Annotated in this window: 16 protein-coding genes; 7 read left to right on the top strand and 9 right to left on the bottom strand. The window is 65.4% G+C overall.

The genetic code is table 11. The annotated features are described in order from the left end of the window. Positions 1-175: 175 nt before the first annotated feature. Together RSE14_RS11270 and RSE14_RS11275 are read left to right on the top strand one after the other, a co-directional pair. Complete coding sequence (locus tag RSE14_RS11270; protein WP_324073714.1) at positions 176-2,989, top strand: TonB-dependent receptor; 2,814 nt, start codon at positions 176-178, stop codon at positions 2,987-2,989. 161 nt (positions 2,990-3,150) lie between these two features. Then, complete coding sequence (locus RSE14_RS11275; protein ID WP_324073716.1) at positions 3,151-5,340, top strand: TonB-dependent receptor; 2,190 nt, start codon at positions 3,151-3,153, stop codon at positions 5,338-5,340. 104 nt (positions 5,341-5,444) lie between these two features. On the opposite strand, the gene RSE14_RS11280 is transcribed toward RSE14_RS11275, so the two are convergent. Next, on the bottom strand, positions 5,445-6,623 hold the full coding sequence (locus tag RSE14_RS11280; RefSeq protein WP_324073717.1) for a saccharopine dehydrogenase family protein: 1,179 nt from the start codon (positions 6,621-6,623) through the stop codon (positions 5,445-5,447). A 106-nt stretch (positions 6,624-6,729) separates the two neighbouring features. On the opposite strand from RSE14_RS11280, the gene RSE14_RS11285 reads away from it, so the two are divergent. Continuing rightward, positions 6,730-7,164, top strand: a complete 435-nt coding sequence (locus RSE14_RS11285) for a hypothetical protein (RefSeq protein WP_324073720.1) — start codon at positions 6,730-6,732, stop codon at positions 7,162-7,164. Here RSE14_RS11285 and dcd read toward each other — a convergent pair. The 4 genes from dcd to putA all read right to left on the bottom strand — a co-directional run bounded on the left by dcd (position 7,159) and on the right by putA (position 11,950). Further along, the gene (gene dcd, locus RSE14_RS11290) at positions 7,159-7,713 is read right to left on the bottom strand and encodes a dCTP deaminase (protein ID WP_324073722.1); all 555 of its coding nucleotides are present in this window, start codon (positions 7,711-7,713) and stop codon (positions 7,159-7,161) included. The genes RSE14_RS11285 and dcd overlap by 6 nt on opposite strands. Before the next feature lie 66 nt (positions 7,714-7,779). Next, positions 7,780-8,319 carry a hypothetical protein gene (locus RSE14_RS11295; protein ID WP_324073725.1) on the bottom strand — a complete coding sequence of 180 codons (540 nt, stop codon included), beginning with the start codon at positions 8,317-8,319 and terminating at the stop codon, positions 7,780-7,782. Between the two features lie 49 nt (positions 8,320-8,368). Further along, positions 8,369-8,764, bottom strand: coding sequence for a hypothetical protein (locus RSE14_RS11300; RefSeq protein WP_324073728.1), 396 nt, complete (start codon positions 8,762-8,764; stop codon positions 8,369-8,371). 51 nt (positions 8,765-8,815) lie between these two features. Beyond that, positions 8,816-11,950 (bottom strand): bifunctional proline dehydrogenase/L-glutamate gamma-semialdehyde dehydrogenase PutA, encoded by a 3,135-nt coding sequence (gene putA, locus RSE14_RS11305; RefSeq protein WP_324073731.1) that lies wholly within the window; start codon positions 11,948-11,950, stop codon positions 8,816-8,818. Between the two features lie 154 nt (positions 11,951-12,104). On the opposite strand from putA, the gene RSE14_RS11310 reads away from it, so the two are divergent. Further along, the gene (locus tag RSE14_RS11310) at positions 12,105-12,392 is read left to right on the top strand and encodes a YciI family protein (RefSeq protein ID WP_324073733.1); all 288 of its coding nucleotides are present in this window, start codon (positions 12,105-12,107) and stop codon (positions 12,390-12,392) included. Between the two features lie 3 nt (positions 12,393-12,395). On the opposite strand, the gene RSE14_RS11315 is transcribed toward RSE14_RS11310, so the two are convergent. The 4 genes from RSE14_RS11315 to RSE14_RS11330 all read right to left on the bottom strand — a co-directional run bounded on the left by RSE14_RS11315 (position 12,396) and on the right by RSE14_RS11330 (position 16,329). Continuing rightward, a complete protein-coding gene (locus RSE14_RS11315; protein WP_324073734.1) occupies positions 12,396-13,628 on the bottom strand; it encodes a hypothetical protein in 1,233 nt (410 codons plus the stop codon). Positions 13,629-13,703: 75 nt separating this feature from the next. Beyond that, positions 13,704-14,609, bottom strand: a complete 906-nt coding sequence (locus tag RSE14_RS11320; protein ID WP_324073737.1) for an SH3 domain-containing protein — start codon at positions 14,607-14,609, stop codon at positions 13,704-13,706. 110 nt (positions 14,610-14,719) lie between these two features. After that, complete coding sequence (mtnP, locus tag RSE14_RS11325; protein WP_324073738.1) at positions 14,720-15,586, bottom strand: S-methyl-5'-thioadenosine phosphorylase; 867 nt, start codon at positions 15,584-15,586, stop codon at positions 14,720-14,722. A gap of 38 nt (positions 15,587-15,624) precedes the next feature. After that, positions 15,625-16,329, bottom strand: coding sequence for a glutathione S-transferase family protein (locus RSE14_RS11330; RefSeq protein WP_324073740.1), 705 nt, complete (start codon positions 16,327-16,329; stop codon positions 15,625-15,627). 188 nt (positions 16,330-16,517) lie between these two features. Between RSE14_RS11330 and RSE14_RS11335 the strand changes: the two genes are divergently transcribed. The 3 genes from RSE14_RS11335 to RSE14_RS11345 are packed head-to-tail and all read left to right on the top strand — an operon-like array spanning position 16,518 to position 20,588. Next, positions 16,518-17,945, top strand: a complete 1,428-nt coding sequence (locus RSE14_RS11335; protein ID WP_324073742.1) for an aldehyde dehydrogenase family protein — start codon at positions 16,518-16,520, stop codon at positions 17,943-17,945. 6 nt (positions 17,946-17,951) lie between these two features. Further along, complete coding sequence (locus RSE14_RS11340) at positions 17,952-19,298, top strand: phosphotransferase (protein ID WP_324073744.1); 1,347 nt, start codon at positions 17,952-17,954, stop codon at positions 19,296-19,298. A gap of 3 nt (positions 19,299-19,301) precedes the next feature. Continuing rightward, positions 19,302-20,588 (top strand): acyl-CoA dehydrogenase family protein, encoded by a 1,287-nt coding sequence (locus tag RSE14_RS11345; RefSeq protein ID WP_324073746.1) that lies wholly within the window; start codon positions 19,302-19,304, stop codon positions 20,586-20,588.

Genomic DNA, 20,588 nt, shown 5'->3' on the forward strand with positions numbered 1-20,588 from the left:
CAATCGCCGAAGCCCCACGCCATTTCTGGCGCGATTCCGCAGTATTGCAGAAATATCTGCTGATAAATCCGATTATTACCTTTTTGTGAAAGGTCGCCAGAACCCCCGGTCGTCAACAAAGTGTCACGCACCACCAATAGCGGCGCGGCAATTCATCCAGACACAGGGGAAACCATTGACCACCACCGGATCGCTGCGCCTGCGCATTTCGCACAAGGCTCTCATGCTCGCTGCCGTCGCTGCCGTACCGCACGCTGCCTTTGCCCAGAGCCAGACGCCGGCCGAGGAAAAGCCGGAAGAAGCGCAGGAGATTGTCGTTTCGGGCGAGCGTCCGATCGCCGAATCCGAAGCGGCGGCACTGCGCGTCCAGCGTCTGTCGGACAATCTCGTCACGGTTGCGGCGGCGGACTCGGTCGGCCGCCTGCCCGATCAGAACATCGCCCAGGCCGCTGGCCGCCTGCCGGGTCTCGCGGTCGAGCGTGACCAGGGCCAGGCCCGCTACATCAGCCTGCGCGGCGCGCCCAACTACTGGACCACGCTGAGCTTCGACGGGATCAACATCGTCAGCCCCGAAGGCCGCGATGCGCGCTTCGATTCGATCCCTTCCGCGATCGCCTCGATGATCATCGTCAGCAAGGCGGTGACGCCGGACATGCCGGGCGAGACCGTGGCGGGCAACGTCAACATCGTCACCCGTTCGGCCTTCGACTATTCGGGCCTTCGCGTACTGGGCAAGGCCGGTTACGGCTTGGCCGAACTGGGCGATCGCAAGGAATATGAAGCCAACCTTGTGGCTTCGGACCGCTGGGACGTCGGCGGGCTGGGCGAGATCGGCCTGCTCGTGTCGGGCAGCTATTTCGAACGCAACATGGTCACCGACAATTTCGAGATCGACTGGGAGCGCGTTTCGCAGGATCAGCGTCCCGATAGCGTCACCCGCTTCTGGGCGCGCGAGACCGAGAACAAGCTCTACCGCCTGACCCGCAAGAACTGGTCGGTATCGGGCCGTCTCGACTGGCGTCCGGATGCCGACAACGAGATTTCGCTGCGGTCGATCTACACGATCTTCACCGACGACGAGGCGCGCGACAACTATATCTTCGACATGGACGATCGTCAGGGCGATCTGGTGGCCAACACCGCGGCCTGCCCGACCGCGATCAACTCCACGCCGACCACCACCGGCTATGCTGACGTGTGTATCGGCAACACCCCGCTGGCCGGCACGGTCTACGGCGTCGACATCAACCAGCGTTCGACCTTGCGCGCGTTCGAGCAGTCGATCTTCACCACGACGCTCGAAGGCAAGCACACCTTCGGCGACAGCGGCTTCCGGTTCGAATGGCTTGGCAATTACACCCGTTCGCGCGATGATCGTTCGGTGGTCGGCGAAGCGCGGTGGAACAGCCCCTCGACCCGCACCCTGCGCCCGACGGTGGCCTATGACTTCACCAATCCGCAGCTGGCCCGCGTGCAGCTGTTCAACACGCTGCAACTCGCCAGCCCGACCCGTTTCCAGGCCGGCACCGGCGTGACCGCGATCGACACCTTCACCAAGCCGCTCAGCTCGCTGCGCGTGCTTGATGCGGTGGACGATACCGACGCTTACACCGCGCGCGCGATTGTCGCTTATGACACCGGCTTCCTTGGCGGGGATGCGACCTTCAAGGCTGGCTTCCAGTATGATCAGCGCACCAAGGAATCGGTCAACAACCAGATCCTGCTCAACACCGCAGCGCAGTTCACGCAGATCGGCCTGTCGACCAACTACAATGATTTCGCGATCGACCTGCCGTTCCAGGGCGAGATCCCGCTTGGCTATACCTTCCGCTACTTCAACACCGAGCGGATGGCCGAGGTCGCGGCAGCGGCGCGGGCCAACTTTGCCTTTGCGCCGCTGACCGGCGACAACTTCAAGGTGCGCGAGAGTGTCTATGCCGGTTTCGTGATGGGCACGCTGCGCTATGACTGGGGCAGCATCCTTGGCGGTGTGCGCATGGAGAAGCTCGAGAACACCGGCACCGCGCTCGCCACGATCGGCGCGGCCAATCAGACGGTGACCGCCGGCAGCAGCCGCACGCTGTTCTTCCCGAGCCTGCACCTCAATTACAACGTCTCGGACAACGGCAAGCTGCGCTTCGGCTACACCAGCGGCGCGGCGCGGGCGGATTATGACCAGCTGCGTCCGAACGTCGTGATCAACGATGCCAACCTCACCATCTCGGGCGGCAACCCGGCGGTGAAGCCCGAGCGTTCGTGGGGCCTCGACAGCTATCTCGAATGGTACATCGTGCCGCAGGGCTTCCTGTCGATCGGCGCCTTCTACCGCGATGTGCGCGACGTGCTCTACACGGATCGCCGAACCTTCAATTCCGATGCGCTCAACATCGGCGGGGTGGACCGTTCGGACTACATCTTCACCGGCATCGCCAATGCCGGCAGCGGGCGGATCTACGGGGTGGAAATGGCGGCGCAGCTCCAGCTTGAACCCTGGACCGACGATCTTGGTCTGCCCGAATGGATGGGCGGCTTCGGCATCAGCGCCAACCTGACGCTCAACGATAGCGAGGTGACCAAGCCTGCCTTTGCCGCGTCGAATATCCCCGCGCGCAAGGTGCCCCTGCCGGGCACGTCGGACACGGTCTACAATATCGGCGGCTATTACGAGAAGTACGGCTTCTCGGCCCGCCTCCAGTACCAGCGCCGCAGTGCCTGGCTGGACGGGATATCTAATGACCTTGCCGACGCGGGCGATACCTACTGGGCGGCAGATGACGAGCTCGACTTCTCGGCGCGCTATGCGATCACGCCGAATTTCGAGGTCTATTTCGACGCCTCGAACCTGCTCGACAATCCCGGTCGTCGCTTTACCGAACCGGGTAACCTGCTGACTGCTTCGGGAACTCCGACGCCGTTCACCGACAACCTGACGATCGAGTGGGAGCGCTTCGGCCGCCGCTATTCGGGCGGTATCCGCTTCACCTTCTGATCGGCCGGACACGACAGACCTGACGGCCCGGGCGTGAAAGCGTCCGGGCCGTTTTGCGTCCGGTCAGGCCGCAGGGCACGTTTCGACGGATTCCGGCTTGCAATTGACGGCGCGCTTGCTAGCTGCACGATACGTTATCACATAAAAATGGAATACCCACGATGCGTCGCATTCCCTCTCTCGCTCCCTCGCGTCTCGCGCTGGCCGCTGCGCTTGGCCTTGCGGTCACTGCCAGCCCCGCGCTTGCCGATGATGCCGCCGAAGCCCAGCCTGCACCGGCTGACGAGAAAGCGCAGGTCGAGGATGATCTGCACAACCGCCAAGCCGACGATACCGGCAACATCATCGTCAGCGCCGCGGGCCTCAAGGAACTCGACGTGCTGGCCGGCACCAGCGTGCTCGAAGCGCGCGACGTGCAGCGGCAGGCGGTGACCGGCCAGATCGGCGAATTGCTGGCGAAGCTGCCCGGCGTGTCCGCCACCAGCTTCGCCCCCGGCTCCTCCCGTCCGATCCTGCGCGGCCAGCAGGGCGAGCGTGTGCGCGTGCTGGTGGACGGGGTGGGCACCTCGGACGTCTCGAACACCTCGGTTGACCATGCCACCACGATCGATCCGATCACGGTCGAGCGGATCGAGGTTCTGCGCGGCCCCGCGGTGCTGCTCTACGGCAGCCAGGCGATCGGCGGCGCAGTCAATGTGATCGACAAGCGCATCCCGGTGCGCATGCCCGATGAAAGCTTCCACCTCGATGCCTTTGCCGGGGTCGACAGCGCCAGCAACATGCGCACCGGCGCGGCCTCGATTGATGTCGGCGTGGGCGAGAGCCTTGTACTTCACCTCGATGGTTCGTGGCGCAAGAGCGACGATATCTCGATCGCCGGGTTCCAGGTCGCACCGGCCTTGCGCGCCGATCTGCTGGCCGATGCCGCCGAAGAGCAGGCCGAAGGCGAGCTCGAGGAGGCCGAAGAACTGCGCGAGGCTGCCGGTGTGCGCGGCACCGTGCCCAACAGCGGGGCGCAAAACTGGACCATCAATGGCGGTCTTGGCCTGATCCTCGGCCAGAGCACCTTCGGGGCATCGCTTGGCTATTACGATTCGCGCTACGGCGTGCCGACCCGTCCGGGCGCTGGCCACCACCATGGCGAGGAAGGCGCGGCTGCCGCGGGCGAGGAAGAGGGCGAGGAGCTGGTCACGATCGGCCTTGAGCAGCTGCGCGCCGACTTCAAGGGCGACATCTATCTGGGTGAAGGCGCCTTCCAGCGGCTCAAGTTGCGGGCCGGTTTCTCCGACTACACCCACACCGAGTTCGAAGGCGACGAAATCGGCACCACCTTCGATTCCACGAGCATCGAAGCGCGCGCCGAGCTGGTGCAGAGCGAGAGCGGGACGCTGCGCGGTTCGACCGGCATCCAGTATCTCCACCGCGATTTCTTCGCCGTCGGCGCGGAAGCCTATGTCCCGCCGAACCTGACCGATCAGTTCGCGATCTTCACCCTGCAGGAACTTGGCGCCGGCCCGTTCCAGCTTGAAGCGGCAGCGCGCGCCGAATTCACCACGGTCAAGGCCCAGACGCTGGGGATAGAGAACGACTACAACACCTTCTCGGGCGCGCTCGGCGTGGTCTATGAAGGGATCGAGGGCGTGCGCATCGGCCTCAACGGCTCGCGCGTAGAGCGTGCGCCGAGCGCCGAGGACCTGTTCTCGGACGGCCCGCACATCGCAACGCAAGCCTACGAGATCGGTGACCCCGATCTCACCGTCGAACGCGCCTGGGGCGTTGAAGCCTATGCCCGCGGCCAGCTGGGGGCAGGCACCTTCAACCTCACCGTCTATCGCCAGTGGTTCGACAACTACATCTTCCTCGAGGAAGCCGGGTTCGAGCTCGATGACCTGCCGGTGTTCGAATATCTCCAGCAGGATGCCGACTTCTTCGGGATCGAAGCCGAGTTCAGCTACCCGCTGATCGACACCGACGGCTTCCGCCTGCTGACCGACCTCAGCGCCTCCTATGTCGAGGCCGAGTTGGCCGATGGCACCGCCGTGCCGCGCATCCCGCCGCTGAGCCTGCTCGGCGCGCTGGAAGCCCAGACCGACGCCTTCGACGTGCGCGGCGAAGTCCAGTGGTTCGACGATCAGGACCGCGTGACCGCCTTCGAAACCCCGACCGAGGGCTTCACGATGGTCAACGCGCTGGTCGCGTGGCGTCCGCTGGAAGGCAACCGCAACATCACGCTGCAGATCGCGGCCGACAACATCCTCGACGTGAACGGCCGCCGCCACGCCAGCTTCACCAAGGATTTCGTGCCGCTGATGGGCCGCAATTTCCGCGCAAGCGTGCGTCTGAGCTTCTGACGCGAAACCACTTGGACACCCCTGCTCCGGGTCGCAGGGCAGGGTCGCAGAGAAAGGGGCAGCGGGACGGGATCCCTGCTGCCCCTTTTTTTATGCCCGGATGATCAGTCCTCGGCCGCGAAAGTCAGCTCGGCGTGCTCTTCGAGCCGCGCCACAAGATCTTCGCCGAGGAAAGCGCCCGGGGTGCCGACACCGCCCGGCCTGGTGCAGGACAGCAGCGCAATCCCGGTTTCCGAGAGCATCCGGCTGGTCGAACCGTAACCCGGATCATAGCGGCCCTTCACGCCATATTGCAGGCGCTGGCCATCGGCCATGTCGGCGACGAAGACGACATCGTAGAAGCCGTTGTCACGTTCTTCCTTGGTCGGGCCTTCGCCGGGCTTGGGCGGCTTGGCACCGAACGGGTTTTTCATGAATTCCAGCGCCGCATTGGCCGCCGCCTTGCCCGCTTCGCCGGGGCTGGTCAGCATCATCTCGTCATACTGGAAATCGGCACCATAGGGGTGGCCGAGCAGGAAGTTGGTGCGGTGCACGTTCTTGGTGTTGATCGGTGCCATCACGAAGGGCGCGGACCATTTGCCGAGATCGTCCTCGTACGAGGGGATCATGCCCGAAGGCTGGTCCGGCCCGTCGAAACCGGGGCAAAGCGCGAAGGGATTGCGCAGCACGTTGATGATGGAAATGTCCTTCGCCGCCGCCTTCATCGTCGCGCCGAGGCTCGCCGCGGTGCCGCCCGAGAAGGTGCCCTGCATGGCGCGGACCCGGCCACGGATGCGCGGGGCGGGCTTGCCGAACTTTGCGACGCAGGCCTTCTGGGTCATCATCACGCCGAGATCGAAGGGGATCGAATCAAACCCCGACGAGAAACAGATGCGCGCGCCCGAAGCTTCTGCGGCGGCCTGATGCTCGGCGATCTTCTCTGCCATCCATGCCGGCTCGCCGCACAGGTCGGCATAGTCGGTGCCGGTCTTGACGCAGGCGGCGACCAGCTTGTCGCCATAGAGCTGGTACGGCCCGACGGTGGTGAGGACGACCCGGGTGCGCGCGCACATGGCCTCGAGGTCAGCGTCCTCATCGGCATTTGCTACCACCAGCGGCGTGGAGGCCGGCGCACCGATCAGGTCGCGCACCTCTTCCAGCTTGGCGAGGCTGCGGCCCGCCATCGCCCACTTCGGCCCGTCCGCGCGGTTGCCATAGTGGCTAGCGAGATATTCGGCGACAAGGCGGCCGGTGTAGCCGGTGGCGCCATAGACGATGATGTCGAATTCGCGGGGTGTGGTCATCGCAATGCTCTCTTCTGGTTTCGGTCGGTTTGCACCGCTTAGCGGCTTGGCAACTTCTCGGCTTTAACGTGCAGCGACGCGAAAGGCCACGCAGGAGCACGGGCTGATGGATTTCTGGACGTCGCGCAAGGCGCAGGATGACGAGAGCAACGATCGCGAGCGCGAGCCCAAGCCGACGTTCCTCCAAAACCTCACCGAATTCGTGAAGGACGAGGCCAAGGACGAGGCCGTCTCATCCGTTGTCGAATACCTGACCGACGGCTGGATCACCTATGAAGGTGGTGACGACGACGAAGAGGAGGACCAGCGTCGGCGTAACCGTAGAGCCGATCAGGGCACCTTCGAGGAACGGCTGCAGCGCAGCTTGGCAGAGCTCGGGCCGCAGGGGGATGCGCGGGTTTCCGAACCGCCGCCAGCCCCGGTCGAAGCTGCTGCGCCTGCGCCTGTGCCTGTGTATCAGTCTCCCGTTGCCGTGCGGCCTGCGCCGGTCATGCGTCCGGCATTGCGGGGTGCGACGGGCTTCGGGCGCAAGGGCCTATAATCTGGGCAGCGTCACGCCGCGCTGGCCCATATATTTGCCCGCGCGGTCCTTGTAGCTCGTCTCGCAGCGTTCATTGCCCTTGAGGAACAGGAACTGGCACGCACCCTCGTTGGCGTAGATTTTCGCAGGCAGCGGCGTGGTGTTCGAGAACTCCAGCGTCACATGGCCTTCCCAGCCCGGCTCCAAGGGCGTGACGTTCACGATGATCCCGCAGCGCGCGTAGGTCGATTTGCCGAGGCAGATCACCAGCACGTCTTCCGGCACGCGGAAATACTCCACCGTGCGGGCGAGCGCGAAGGAATTGGGCGGGATGATGCAGACATCGGTCTCGCGATCGACGAAGCTCTTCGGATCGAACTGCTTGGGATCAACCACCGAGCTGTCGACATTGGTGAAGATCTTGAACTCGGGCGCGACCCGCGCGTCATAGCCGTAGGACGAGAGCCCATAGGAGATCACCCCGTCGCGTCGCTGGGCTTCGACGAAAGGCTCGATCATGCCATGTTCGAGCGCCTGGGTGCGGATCCATTTATCGGAGAGAATCGCCATGGGAGGAGTGATTGAACACAGGCCGCGGCATGGCAAGCGCGCAGGCGTTTTCCTCCCCCTATTTTGTCACAGCTGCTTCGCGCGCAATTGCGGGTTCATCGCGACAATGTGATTGAGCCACTTCTTCGGGCGGCGCATCATGTCTTCGGGGTAATCCACCCTCACGCCCAGGATGCTCGCCATCCTCCCGACAAAGTGGATGCAGTTGCGCTCGCTCAGGCTGTAGCGCTTGCCCGGCTCCATGCTCCATTTGCGCACTTCGCGGATGACATCGTAATATTGCTCGTCGGTCAGAGTGATCGAGAAATGGCGGTTGGTAGAGCGCACATATTTCTCGTCCTCGCCCTCCACCATGTGTTCGACCCAGTCTTGGGTCGCGGCTGCGGCAACGGATTTGGGGGTGAAGCCGTAAGTCTCGTTCACGGCCTTGCCGTTGGCCTTCAGGGTGCCGTCGATTACGACGAAGGCGTGCGGATAGCGCCCCCACAGCACCGATCCGTTGAACGAATGGAAGTGGATCTGCACCTCGGCAAAGGCGGCCGGGCTCCACAAGAGAGCAGCAATTGCCAGCACATGCGCGGCGAGGCGGGAGAGGAGCAAGATCATGCGCCGCGTCTTTTTCCAGCAACGCGGCCTGCGTGCAAGTCCGCAGTGCCTATTGGCACTTGAGCCGGATCACCCCCCATGCCAGCCGCGATGGCCGCCCGCCGTTGCGGCGCACTTCATCATCGATGCATTGCTGGACGAAGGAGCGGTTATCGCCCAGCGTCCCGCTGCGCGCGGTGCGATCGAGTTCGAGCACGTCCTGCAATTCCTCGGGCGAAAGGTCGCTGGTGAACCGGCGGCCCTGCCGCAGCGCTTCGAGATTGGCGATGGCGCGGGCCAGCCGCTCCTGCCCCGGCGCAACCGGGATGATCGACGTGCCGGACGGGGCGGGTGCCGGGGTGGGGCTTGCGCGCACCACCGGAACCCCGACGCTCTGCGCCGCGCCGGGCGCGCCTGCGAACATCACTCCGGCCAATAGCGCACCAATCATCGCAGGCTTCATCATCCGGCTCCAGTTGATCTGCGCGGTGATGCGCCTCTCTGTCTGAACGCGCGCTTACCCCGCCGCGAGCAGGCTGGCATTGCCGCCCGCCGCCGTGGTGTCGATCGTCATCACCCGCTCGGTTGCAAAACGCGCCAGATAGTGCGGCCCGCCCGCTTTCGGTCCGGTGCCAGACAGGCCCTCGCCGCCGAAGGGCTGGCTTTCCACCACCGCGCCGATCTGGTTGCGATTGACGTAGAAATTGCCGACCCGCGCGTTGGCCTGCACGAAGCGCCGCGTTTCCGCGATACGGCTGTGGAGGCCGAGCGTCAGGCCGAAGCCTGTGGCGTTGATGTCGGCGACCACCTGCGGCAGCGCACCCGCGCTGAAGCGTGCGACATGGAGCACCGGGCCGAAGTTCTCGTCCTGCAATGCAAGGATCGAGGGCACTTCGATGATTGTGGGCGCGACGAAGCAGCCCGCCTCGTGGTTCTCGGGCAACGGCAGGCGGGTGACGGGCCAGCCCCTGGCCGCGCATTCGGCGACATGGGCTTCAAGCCGGGCGCGCGCGGCCTCGTCGATCACCGGGCCGACATCGGTGGAAAGATCGGACGGATCGCCCAGAGTGAGCGCCTCGAACCCGCCGCGGATCATCTCCAGCATGGTGTCGGCCACGTCTTCCTGCAGGTAGAGGACGCGCAAGGCCGAGCAGCGCTGCCCGGCGCTCTGGAAGGCGCTCGCCACGACATCGCGCACCACCTGTTCGGGCAGGGCCGAGCTGTCGACGATCATCGCATTCTGCCCGCCGGTTTCGGCGATCAGTGTGGCGATCGGACCGTCGCGCATTGCGAGCGAACGGTTGATGGCGCGTGCGGTGGCGGTCGATCCGGTGAAGGCAACGCCTGCAAGGCGCGGGTCGGCGGTCAGCAAGGCGCCCACCGCGCTGCCGCCGGGGATCAGTTGCAGCGCTTCGGGCGGAATGCCTGCCTCGTGACACAGCTTCACCGCCAGCGCGGCGATCAGCGGGGTCTGCGGGGCGGGCTTGGCGAGCACGGTGTTGCCCGCAGCCAGCGCTGCCGAGGCCATGCCGATGAAGATCGCCAGCGGGAAGTTCCACGGCGCAATGGTGACGAACACCCCGCGCCCGTGGAGCGATAGCGTATTCTCCTCGCCCGTCGGCCCGGGCAGGGTGAGGGGCGCTGCAAACTGCCGCCGTGCCTCGGCTGCGTAGTAGCGCAGGAAATCGACCGCCTCGCGCAGTTCGAGCACGGAATCGAGCAGGGTTTTCCCCGCCTCGCGCTGGCACAGGCTGAGGAACTCGGCCGTGTGCGCTTCGAACAGGTTGGCCGCTTCTTCGAGCAGCAGCGCGCGCGCTTCGCCGCCCAAGGCGTCCCAGCCGCGCTGGATCGCTGCGGCTGCGTCAAAGGCGTCCGTAATCTCTGCGGCGGTGGCTTCGTGCACTGTGCCGACTGTCTGCTTGCGGTCATGCGGCGCGGTGATCGCCGTGGCGGGGCCTTGGGGGGTGGCGGCAAGACTGGGCGCGGCGGCCCACTGGCGGGTTTCGAGCGCTGCGAGCTGTTGCAGCAATGGCACACGCACCAGAGGATCAGCCAGATTGATCCCTGCGCTGTTGTCCCTTGCGCCGAAGATTGCATCCGGCAGCGGGATCGCCGGATTGCGGCGCGGTTCCAGCGCGGCAAGTTCTGCCACCGGATCGCCGACCAGATCTTCGGCCGGAATGTCGGCATCGCCCATGCGGTTCACAAAGCTGGTATTGGCCCCGTTCTCGAGCAGGCGGCGCACCAGATAGGCGAGCAGTTCCTTGTGCCCGCCCACCGGCGCGTAGATCCGCACCGGCGTGCGCTGGTTGCCTTCGAGCGCGTGGAGCGCGTCGTAGACTTCTTCGCCCATGCCGTGGAGGCGTTGAAATTCGAAGGGTTTGCCTTCGCTGAGATGCTTGATCGCGCCGATTGTGTAGGCGTTGTGCGTGGCAAAGGCCGGGCGGATCACATCGGCGTGCTCGAACAGCCGCGCGGCGCAGGCGAGGTAGCTGACATCGGTTGCGACCTTGCGGGTGAAGACCGGGTAGTCGGTGTAGCCACCCACCTGCGCGAGCTTCACCTCGCTGTCCCAATAGGCGCCCTTCACCAGCCGCACGAACAGCTTGCGCCCGTGCCGCCGCGCCAGCTTGCCTGCCCAGTCGCACACCCACAGCCCGCGCTTCTGGTAGGCCTGGATCGCGAGTCCGAAACCCTCCCAGCGGGTGCCGTCGGGGCGGCGGAAAAGATCATCATCGGCGACCAGTTCCTCGATGATGTCGAGGCTCAGTTCCAGTCGCTCGGCCTCTTCGGCGTCGATGGTGAAGTGGATATCGGCATCGCGCGCACGGACCGCGAGATCGCGGATCACCGGCACCATCGCCGCTCTGGCTTCGTCGGCGTGGAAGATATTGTACTTGGGGTGGAGCGCCGAGAGCTTGACCGAGATGCCCGGTGAGCCTGCGACCCCTGCGCCGGCTTCACGCGCCAGCCTGATGAGCGCACTTTCGTATGACTGCCGGTATTTCTCGGCATCGGCGAAGGTCATCGCTGCCTCGCCCAGCATGTCGAAGCTATGGGTAATGCCTCGCGCCCGCTCAGGTGCGGCGCGCTTCAGCGCCTCGTCGATGGTCCGGCCGAACACGAACTGCCCGCCGAGGATCTTCATCGCCTGCGCCGTGGCTGTGCGGATCACCGGTTCGCCCAGCCGGTTCATCGCGCGCTTGAAGGCGCTCCCGAGCCCCTTCTGCCGCGCATCGGGCGGATCGAGCACTTCCCCGGTCAGCATCAGCGAGAAGGTCGCGGCGTTGACGAAGGTCGAAGTGCTCTCGCCCAAGTGCTCGCCCCAGTCGATCTGGCCGATCTTGTCCTTGATCAGCGCACCAGCCGTGGCCGCATCGGGCACGCGCAGCAGCGCTTCGGCAAGGCACATCAGCGCGATGCCTTCCTCGGTGTCGAGGCCATATTGCTGGAGGAAAGCGTCGATCCCGCTGGCTTTCTTGCCGCGTGCGCCTTCGATCAGATCGATCGCGAGCTGCGCTGCCGCTGCGTGCACCCTCGCCGCAGGAGCCGCCTGTTCCAAGCGTTCGGCGATGCAGGCTTCCTCGTTCTGGGCATAGGCGCGGCGCAGCTCGGTGCGGTCGATAGCGGGAGGCGGGGCGGCATCAGCCATAACTGGTTTCACCTGATACGATTCGAAGGAATATCCGGCCCTCTGAACCCCATGAGGCTGCGCTTCAAGCGCGCTCTTTGCAACCGCCGTCCTTGACCCGTGCATCGGCGTGCGGGTAGCCTTGGTGCGCGATCAAAAGGGGCCCTGCAACACCATGCGCATGTTCTGCTTCCACTGCCGCGACGGAGAGGATGGCGGACGCCTGCGCGCGATCCATCGCCCGGCCCATCTCGATTTCATCCACGCCAATGCCGATCATTTCGTGATCGTCGGCCCGCTGAAGCGCGCCGATGGCCTGATCATCGGCTCGCTGCTGATCGTGAAGGCCGCGGACGAGGCGCAGGCGCGCGAAATCCTCGCGCCCGATCCCTATCTCACCGGGGGCGTGTGGCAGTCGATCCGGGTGGACGAGTTCTCGCCGCTGCTGGGCGATTGGGCCTAGGCCCTACTCGCACAGCCCCGCAGCCCGCTCGGCAATGCCCTTGAGGCCCTTGCACTTGGGCTTGCGCGGCTTGGCCTCTTCGGCCGGTTGCGTGGTGCCGCCGCTTCCCATGCCGCCCATGCCTTCCATCCCCGGCATCAGCATGGTGGAGGAACGGAACCGCACCCGCGCGATCCACTCCGGGTTCCACGGCTTGCGGGTATCGGCCGGCCGCGGCGGGTAGGCGAAATCGGCTTGCGGACCATAGGCTTGCAGGCTCACCATCAACCCCTCGCCGCTGGCCTTGATGACTTCGGCAGGGACAATGCAGTCGCGCTGTTCAGGCGGCATCACCGTGCCGGCGGCAATCAGCTTGCGCACACCTGCGGGCGAGATCCAGTCCCACAGCGGGCCGCCGAAGGCCTGTTGCTTCGACGAGGCCCACCATACCATCTCGGTCGGCGCGCCGCCGCGTCCGGTGTCTTTCGCGCCCATCGCCCAAGCGTAGTAGCCGGTCGCCTTCTCCAGCCCTGCCCATGCCAGCTTGCTGCCGCCTGCGGGCGTGTTGCTGGTGCTGGCCTGGAGCGGCGGCATGAAATCCTCGCCAAGGGTGAAGGCGATTTCCTTGGAGTAGTTTGCCGCGATCCGGTGCGCGCCCAGCAGCGAACTGGTGGCCGGGACTGTCTTCTTGTCGCTGCCATTGGGCCAGTTGGTGTAGGTGCGGCTGTTGGCGAGGCGCACCTGCCAGTCCTCGGGCAGATCGACCCCGGCCGTGAACAATCCCGGCGGAATCTCGCCGCGCGCGACCTTGGCGAAGTCGATCACCACCGGCTGGCCCTTGGGCGCGCGTTCGCCGCAGCCCCAATAGAGCAGCAGCCGTCCGCTCGGCCGTTCGAATGTCGTCTCGCCTCCGGTCTCGCCCGTCGGCGGGGGCAGCAGTTTGACCGAAGCGCCGAGCCCGGCGCCCTTGGGCATGAAATGGTTGGCTTCGGGCTTGGCGGGGGGCGGCGTCCCGGCGCCGTGATGCAGTTCGAGCGTGCGCACCGGTTTGGGAGCGCCGCCGCCCATCATCCCCATCATCGCGCCCAAGCCGCCGCCGCCGCCCATCATGGCGCCGAAACCGCTCATGGTGGCCGCGTCCATGGCGTAGCGCACCGGCCCGGGCGCAGAGCCTTGCGACAGGGCGGTGGCGGAAAGCAGCGCTGCGGCGGAGCCAAGCCCGCCGATCAGCACAAGACCCGAAACAGAAAGGCGCATCGTGATTCTCCCTCCCCAAGGTGGGAGGACAATATCACATTCTGCGCCGTTTCGTCCGTTTTCGCGCGCAGCCGTTCAGCGGCAGCGCGGATGGTTGTGAATGTCGACGATGCTGTCCACCCGGCCATCGGCGACGGCCATCTGGATGCACTGGCGCGAGCTTTCGCGGAACCAGATGGTGTAGGCGGTCGACCCCGAACGGAAGCCGTCGACATTGCGGAACCCGCGCTGGCGCAGCGTGTTCTGAGCGCCCGGTGCGCGCGAGCCGTTGAGATCGGCAAAATCCGCCCACGAACCGCCCGAGCCGCCCCAGCCACCGCCCGAGCCCCCACCGGGGCGCTGCGGATAGGTCTGCCAGTCGGTGACGCGCAGGTAGCGGTCGCGCGCCCAGCCGCGGGTGCGGTTGTCGAGCGTGGTAACATCGCACCAGACCTCGCCGTTATAGCGGTCGCAGCCATAGTTGCGCAGGAGCGTGCCTTCACGGAATTCGCCGCGTACCCGCGAATTCTTGTCCGGGTCGCGGAAGATGCGCAGGAAGCCCGACTGGGTGTTGCGGACTTCGACCTGCTGCCAGTCCTGATTATACTGGTCGCGGTGCCGGTCCTTGTCCTTGCCGGCGAAGAGCAGCGCGCCGATTGCGACCGCGCCGATCGCCGCCGCGGCAATCGCGCCGTCGTTGCCCGATTTCTTGCCGCAGTCCGAGGCTTTGGCATCGTTGATCGCGGCGACCCGGCCTTGGGTGACACTGACGCGGATGCAGTCCTTGTCGCTCTGGTGCCACCAGTAGGTGTTGCTGGTGTTGTTGGTCTTGTCGCCGGAGATGAATTCGAACCCGCGATTGGCGAGCTGGGTTTCTGCGCCGGCACCCGAGGCTCCGATCAGATCGCGCAGGCTGTCCGCCTTCTTCGCCGCAATCGGCGCAGCCGCCATTGCTGCAACCGCGATCGAGGCCACAGCACATTTGAGTGTGTAGTTCGGCATGTCCATCCCCTCCCAAGGCGCTGTGTTCCGGCAAGGCCGCACAGCGATTCGTCCCACCTTCGGAAGGCTATCATCGAATCGCCTGATCGCGAAGCCGCGGGGGGAGAGGCCTATCCGAGCAGGCGGCGGGCGACCGCATCGAGCCTCGCCATCACGGCGGGGTCGTGCTCGTCGGGCGCGGTGATCACGGCATCGTCCAATGCGTTGTCGATCGGGGAAGGGGCGCGGGTCTTGGGCAGGCCGGCGATGAAGTTGGCGACCATCGCCCGGGCGAGCGCGCCATTGGCCTGCATCTGGGTGATGACCTCGGCCACGTCCACCGCTTCGCCGTCCCGCCAGCAATCGTAATCGGTGACCATGCCGACGAGGGCGTAGGGCAGCTCTGCCTCGCGCGCGAGCTTGGCTTCGGGCATGGCGGTCATGCCGATCACGTCCGCGCCCCATTGCCGATACATCCGGCTTTCGGCGCGGGTTGAGAATTGCGGGCCTTCCATGGCGAGATAGGTCGCACCGACGGCGACCTTGCCCTTGGCCTTGCTGACGGCCTTGGCCGCCATGTCCGACAGGCGCGGGCACACCGGATCGGCCATCGAGACATGGGTGACAAAGCCGCTGGTGAAGAAGGTGCTGGGGCGGTGGACGGTGCGATCGATGAACTGCTCGACCACGGCAAAACGCCCCGGCTCCAGCTCCTCGCGCAGGGAGCCGACCGCCGAGATCGCGAGGATATCGGTGCACCCGGCGCGCTTCAGCGCATCGATATTGGCGCGCGAATTGAGCTCGGTAGGAGAGATCGGGTGGCCCCGGCCATGGCGCGGGAGAAAGCGCACCTTCACCTCGCCGATGCGGCCGCAGAGGATCTCGTCCGAGGGATCACCCCAGGGCGTGTCGATCGCAATCCACTGCGCGTCCTCGATGCCGTCCATGGCATAGAGGCCCGATCCGCCGATGATCCCGATGCACCATTCGCTGGCCATGCGCCGCTCTTTGTCCTTTGCTCGTGGTGGGGTGAGGATTAGGTCAGGTCGAAGGGGGTGGGCAAGGCCTTGCGCACAATCCGCTCGGCCGCCGCAAAGGGCTGGGCGACGGCGGGGAGGGCCTGCATGGCAGAAAACTGCGCGGCAAGGCCGGGCCAGCGGTCGAGCGGGGTCTCGGCCACCAGCGATACCTGCATCAGCACGCAGGCCACGGTGATGTCGGCAATCGACAGGGCATCGCCGGCGAAGAACGCGCGCCCGCCGAGCCGCGCTTCGAGCACGTCGAAGATCGGCGGCAGCTGGCTGGCCCAGGTCTCGCGCGCCTTGGCCAGATCGGGCGCCTCGCCCTTGGTGATGGCAAAGAAGATCGGGCGGAAGATGCCGAGTCCGCCCGCCATGGCGAGTGCGGTGTCGGCATATTCCTCGATGAACAGCGCCTCTCCTAGCGCCATCGGGTCTTCGGGATAGAGCGCCGGGGCGGGGTGCTTCTTCTCGATGAAAGCGCAGATCGCCGAGCTGTCGGCGATGGTCCCCGCCATGCCCTCTTCTGCCACCGAACGATCACGCAGCACCGGGATGCGCTTCATCGGGGAGATTTCGGCAAACCATGGAGGCGGGGCGAAGACGTTGATCGCCTCGATCTCGTAAGCGACGTCCTTGGCGATGCACAGGCCGGCGACCTTGCGCACGAAGGGCGACACCGGGCTGCCATAGATTACCAGATCGGGGCGGGAATCAGTCATGCTCGAACCTCTTGGGCGATAGGGCTTGCGGCTTCCTTAAGCCCGCGCGGCAATAGCGCAATCGCTAGGCGAAGACATGGACCGCGCCGCTTACATATTGGGGCACAGCAGCGATTGCGTTTTTGAATGCAACGCGCCAGTTTGCGCGGGAGAGAGACGACTCCCCCCCTTCTGAGAGAGGATACATCATGGTCACCCAGTACAAGAACCTTATCGGCGGCAAGATGGTCGGCACCGACCGCTGGCTCGACGTCGTGAACCCCGCCAACGAGCAGGTGATCGGCCAGGTCCCCGCCTGCGGCAAGGCCGAGCTTGACCAGGCGGTCGCCGCAGCGCGCGCCGCGTTCAAGACCTGGAAGAACACCCCGATCGAGGAACGCCGCGCCGCCATCATGGCGATTTCGGGCGCGATCAAGGCCAATGCCGAGGAGCTCTACCGCCTGCTCACCAGCGAACAGGGCAAGCCGCATGATCAGGCCCGGGGCGAAATCTATGGCGCGGCCGGGATGAGCGCAGCGCAATCGACCCTCAGCCTCGAAGACGAGATCAACGAGGATTCGGACACCCGCCTCTCGCGCACCCGCCGCGTGCCGGTGGGCGTGGTCGGCGGTATCGTGCCGTGGAACTTCCCGGTGATGATGGCGATCCAGAAGATCGTGCCGGCCATGCTTTCGGGCTGCACCATCGTATTGAAGCCCTCGCCCTTCACCCCGCTCACCACCCTGCGCATCGCCGAGCTGATTGCGGACGTGGTGCCCGCCGGCGTCGTCAACATCATCACCGGCGAGGACGACCTCGGCCCGATGATCACCTCGCACCCCGATATCGACAAGATCACCTTCACCGGATCGACCGCGACGGGCAAGAAGATCATGGAAGGCGCTTCGGCTGACCTGAAGCGCATCACCCTCGAACTCGGTGGCAACGACGCCTCGATCGTGCTGCCCGATGCCGATCCCAAGAAGGTCGCCGAACAGCTGTTCTGGTCGAGCTTCTCCAACGCGGGGCAGATCTGCGTGGCGGCCAAGCGCGTCTACATCCACGAGGACATCTATGACGAGCTGTCGGCCGCGATCGTCGAATATGCCAAGACCGTGAAGGTCGGCGATGGCAGCGAGCAGGGCACCGGGGTCGGCCCGATCCAGAACAAGAAGCAGTACGAGCGCGTGCTCGAGCTGATCGAGGATGCCAAGGACAACGGCTACAAGTTCCTGCTGGGCGGCAATGCCGATCCTTCGGGCACCGGCTACTTCGTGCCGCTGACCATCCTCGACAACCCGCCCGAAGACGCGCGCATCGTGGCCGAAGAGCAGTTCGGCCCGGTCATGCCGCTGATGAAGTTCTCGACCGAGGAAGAGGTTATCGCGCGCGCCAACAACTCGGAATACGGCCTTGCGGGTGCGGTGTGGACCGGCAATCCGGAGAAGGGCGTCGAAATCGCCGAACAGCTCGAAACAGGCACGGTGTGGGTGAACGAATACCTCCACCTCTCGCCCTTCGCGCCGTTCGGCGGGCACAAGCAGTCGGGCTTCGGCGCCGAATATGGCAAGGAAGGCCTCAAGGAGTTCACCTATCCGCAGGTGATCACCGTGAAGAAGGACAGCGTGCTCGCGTAAGACTGCGTGGGCATTTCGGTTGACGAACTGAGCGCCGGGCTGGCGCGGGTCTGTGCCCGCGTCGGCCTCGGCGCTTTGTCGTTGGCACCGCAGCGTCTGACGGGCGGGGCGGTGATGGAAAGCTGGCGATTTGCCTGCGGTGACGAGACCTTCGTCCTGCGCCGTGCCCCCAGCCTCGCCTTCATGGAGGGGCGGCCCTATTCGCACTCCACCGAAGCGGCGCTGATCGAGGCCGCGCGCGCCAAGGAGGTGACGGCTCCGCAAGTGGTGGCGGTGCTCGAAGAAGCGGACGGGCTTGGCTCGGGCTTCATCATGCGCGCCCTGCCGGGGACGGCGGACCCCAAGGTCATTCTGGCGTGCGACGATCCGGCGGGACTGCTCAAGCAGGCGGCGCGGGACTTGGCGCGCATCCATTCGCTGCGGCAGGCCGATGTGCCCGAGGGCGTGCCGGTGATGGACTACCTCGCCGCCATCGCCGATCTCAAAGCGCAGTTCATCGACGCGGGCGGGGATCGCCCGATCATCGCGCTTGGGCTGAAGTGGCTGGAGGACAATTGCCCGCCTGAGGTCGAGCCCGTCCTCAACCACGGCGATTACCGGATGGGCAATCTGCTGGTTGAGGGCTCAGGCCTGACCGGCGTGCTCGATTGGGAGATCGCCCATTTCGGCGACCGCCACGAAGACCTCGCCTTCGGCTGCATGGCGGTGTGGCGCTTTGCCCGCTACGACCGGCCCGCGCTGGGGCTGGGCTCAATCGAAGACTACATCGCCGCCTATGAGGCCGAGGCGGGCGTAAAAATCGACCCTGCGCGCTTCCGCTTCTGGACGATCTACCGCACCGTGTGGTGGGCGATGGGGTGCCTCAAGATGGCGGCGCAATGGCGCTCCGGCGCGGACCGGATGCTCGAACGCGTGGTGATCTCGCGCCGGACCAGCGAGCAGGAGCTCGATCTGCTGATGCTGCTGGAGGATGAGTCCGGTCATGGTGCGCGGGTTTTGCCTCTGAAGAAAATCCCGCGCCTTCTCTCGCCGCAAGGTGTTGCGCAAATCGACGAACTGGCTGTCGCGGTGTCCGAATGGCTGGGCACGATCAAGGACAAGCTTTCCGGGCATGACCGGTTTCAACTGGCCGTTGCCCGCAATGCGCTGGGCATTCTGGCGCGCGAGCATGGCAATTTCGCCTATCTGGACGGGATGGGGGACAGCGACCTGATCCTGCGCGGAGAGGCCGGCTTGCATGATCCAGCCTTTCACGCACAGCTAAGGGTCGATGCGCTGGCCCAGGCTGCGGTGGACAGTCCCAAATATCCTGCGCTCGCCGTGGCGCGCAAAAAATGGACCGGAGAGGAATAACTCATGGACTTCGCCATCCCCGCCGACCTTCAGGCTTACCTCGACGAACTCGACGCCTTCATCGCCGCCGAGATCAAGCCGCTGGAGCAACAGGACGACAACATCCGCTTCTTCGACCACCGCCGCGAGTATGCGCGCACGGACTTCGAAGCGGGCGGCTTGCCCCGGCACGAGTGGGAGGAGCTGCTCAAGGAAGCCACCCGCCGTGCTGACAAGGCGGGCCATTGGCGCTTCTCCGCCCCCAAGCGCTATGGCGGGAAGGATGGCGCGAACCTCTGGATGGCGGTGATCCGCGAGCACTTTGCGCGCAAAGGCCTTGGCCTGCACAATGATTTGCAGAACGAACACTCCATCGTCGGCAACTTCCCCTTCGTCGCCATGTTCGACCAGTGGGGGACCGAGGAGCAGAAGCATGAATTCATCCTCGGCGGGTTCGAGCGCACCCGGCGCGTCGCCTTCGGTCTCACCGAACCGCACCACGGATCGGACGCCACCCACATGGAAACCGTCGCGGTCAGAGAGACTCGTGACGGCGTCGACGGCTGGCGGATCGATGGCGAGAAGATGTGGATCACCGGGATGCACGTCGCCACCCACTGCGCGATGTTCGCGCGCACGGCGGGCAAGGCGGGGGACGCGAGCGGCATCACCTGTTTCCTCGTCCCCAACCCCACCGAGGGCCTCACAATCGAGGAGTGGATGTGGACGTTCAACATGCCCACCGATCACCCGCGCCTCAGCGTCACCAACGTCTGGGTACCGGACAGCGCGATCCTCGGCGTGGAAGGCCGCGGCCTCGCGCTCGCCCAGAGCTTCGTCCACCAGAACCGCATCCGGCAGGCGGCGAGCAGCTGCGGCGCGGCGCTCTATTGCATCGACGAGAGCGTGAAATACGCCCGCGAGCGCAAGCCCTTCGGCGAGGAGCTGGCGCGCAATCAGGCGATCCAGTTCCCGCTGGTGGAACTCGCGACGCAGGCAGAAATGCTCCGGCTCCTGATCTTCAAGACCGCGTGGGAGATGGACAACATGCCCCACGAGGCGATCGAGAAGACCATCTCGGACAAGGTCTCGATGTGCAATTACTGGGCGAACCGGCTGGTGTGCGAGGCGGCCGATAGGGCGATGCAGGTCCACGGCGGCATCGGCTATTCGCGCCACAAGCCTTTCGAGCACATCTACCGCCACCACCGCCGCTACCGGATCACGGAAGGCTCGGAGGAGATCCAGATGCGCAAGGTGGGAGCCTATCTGTTCGGCTATCTCGGGCCGAAGCGGGGGATGTACGGGTGA

The organism is Erythrobacter sp. (assembly GCF_035194505.1).
Classification (GTDB): Bacteria; Pseudomonadota; Alphaproteobacteria; order Sphingomonadales; family Sphingomonadaceae; genus Erythrobacter.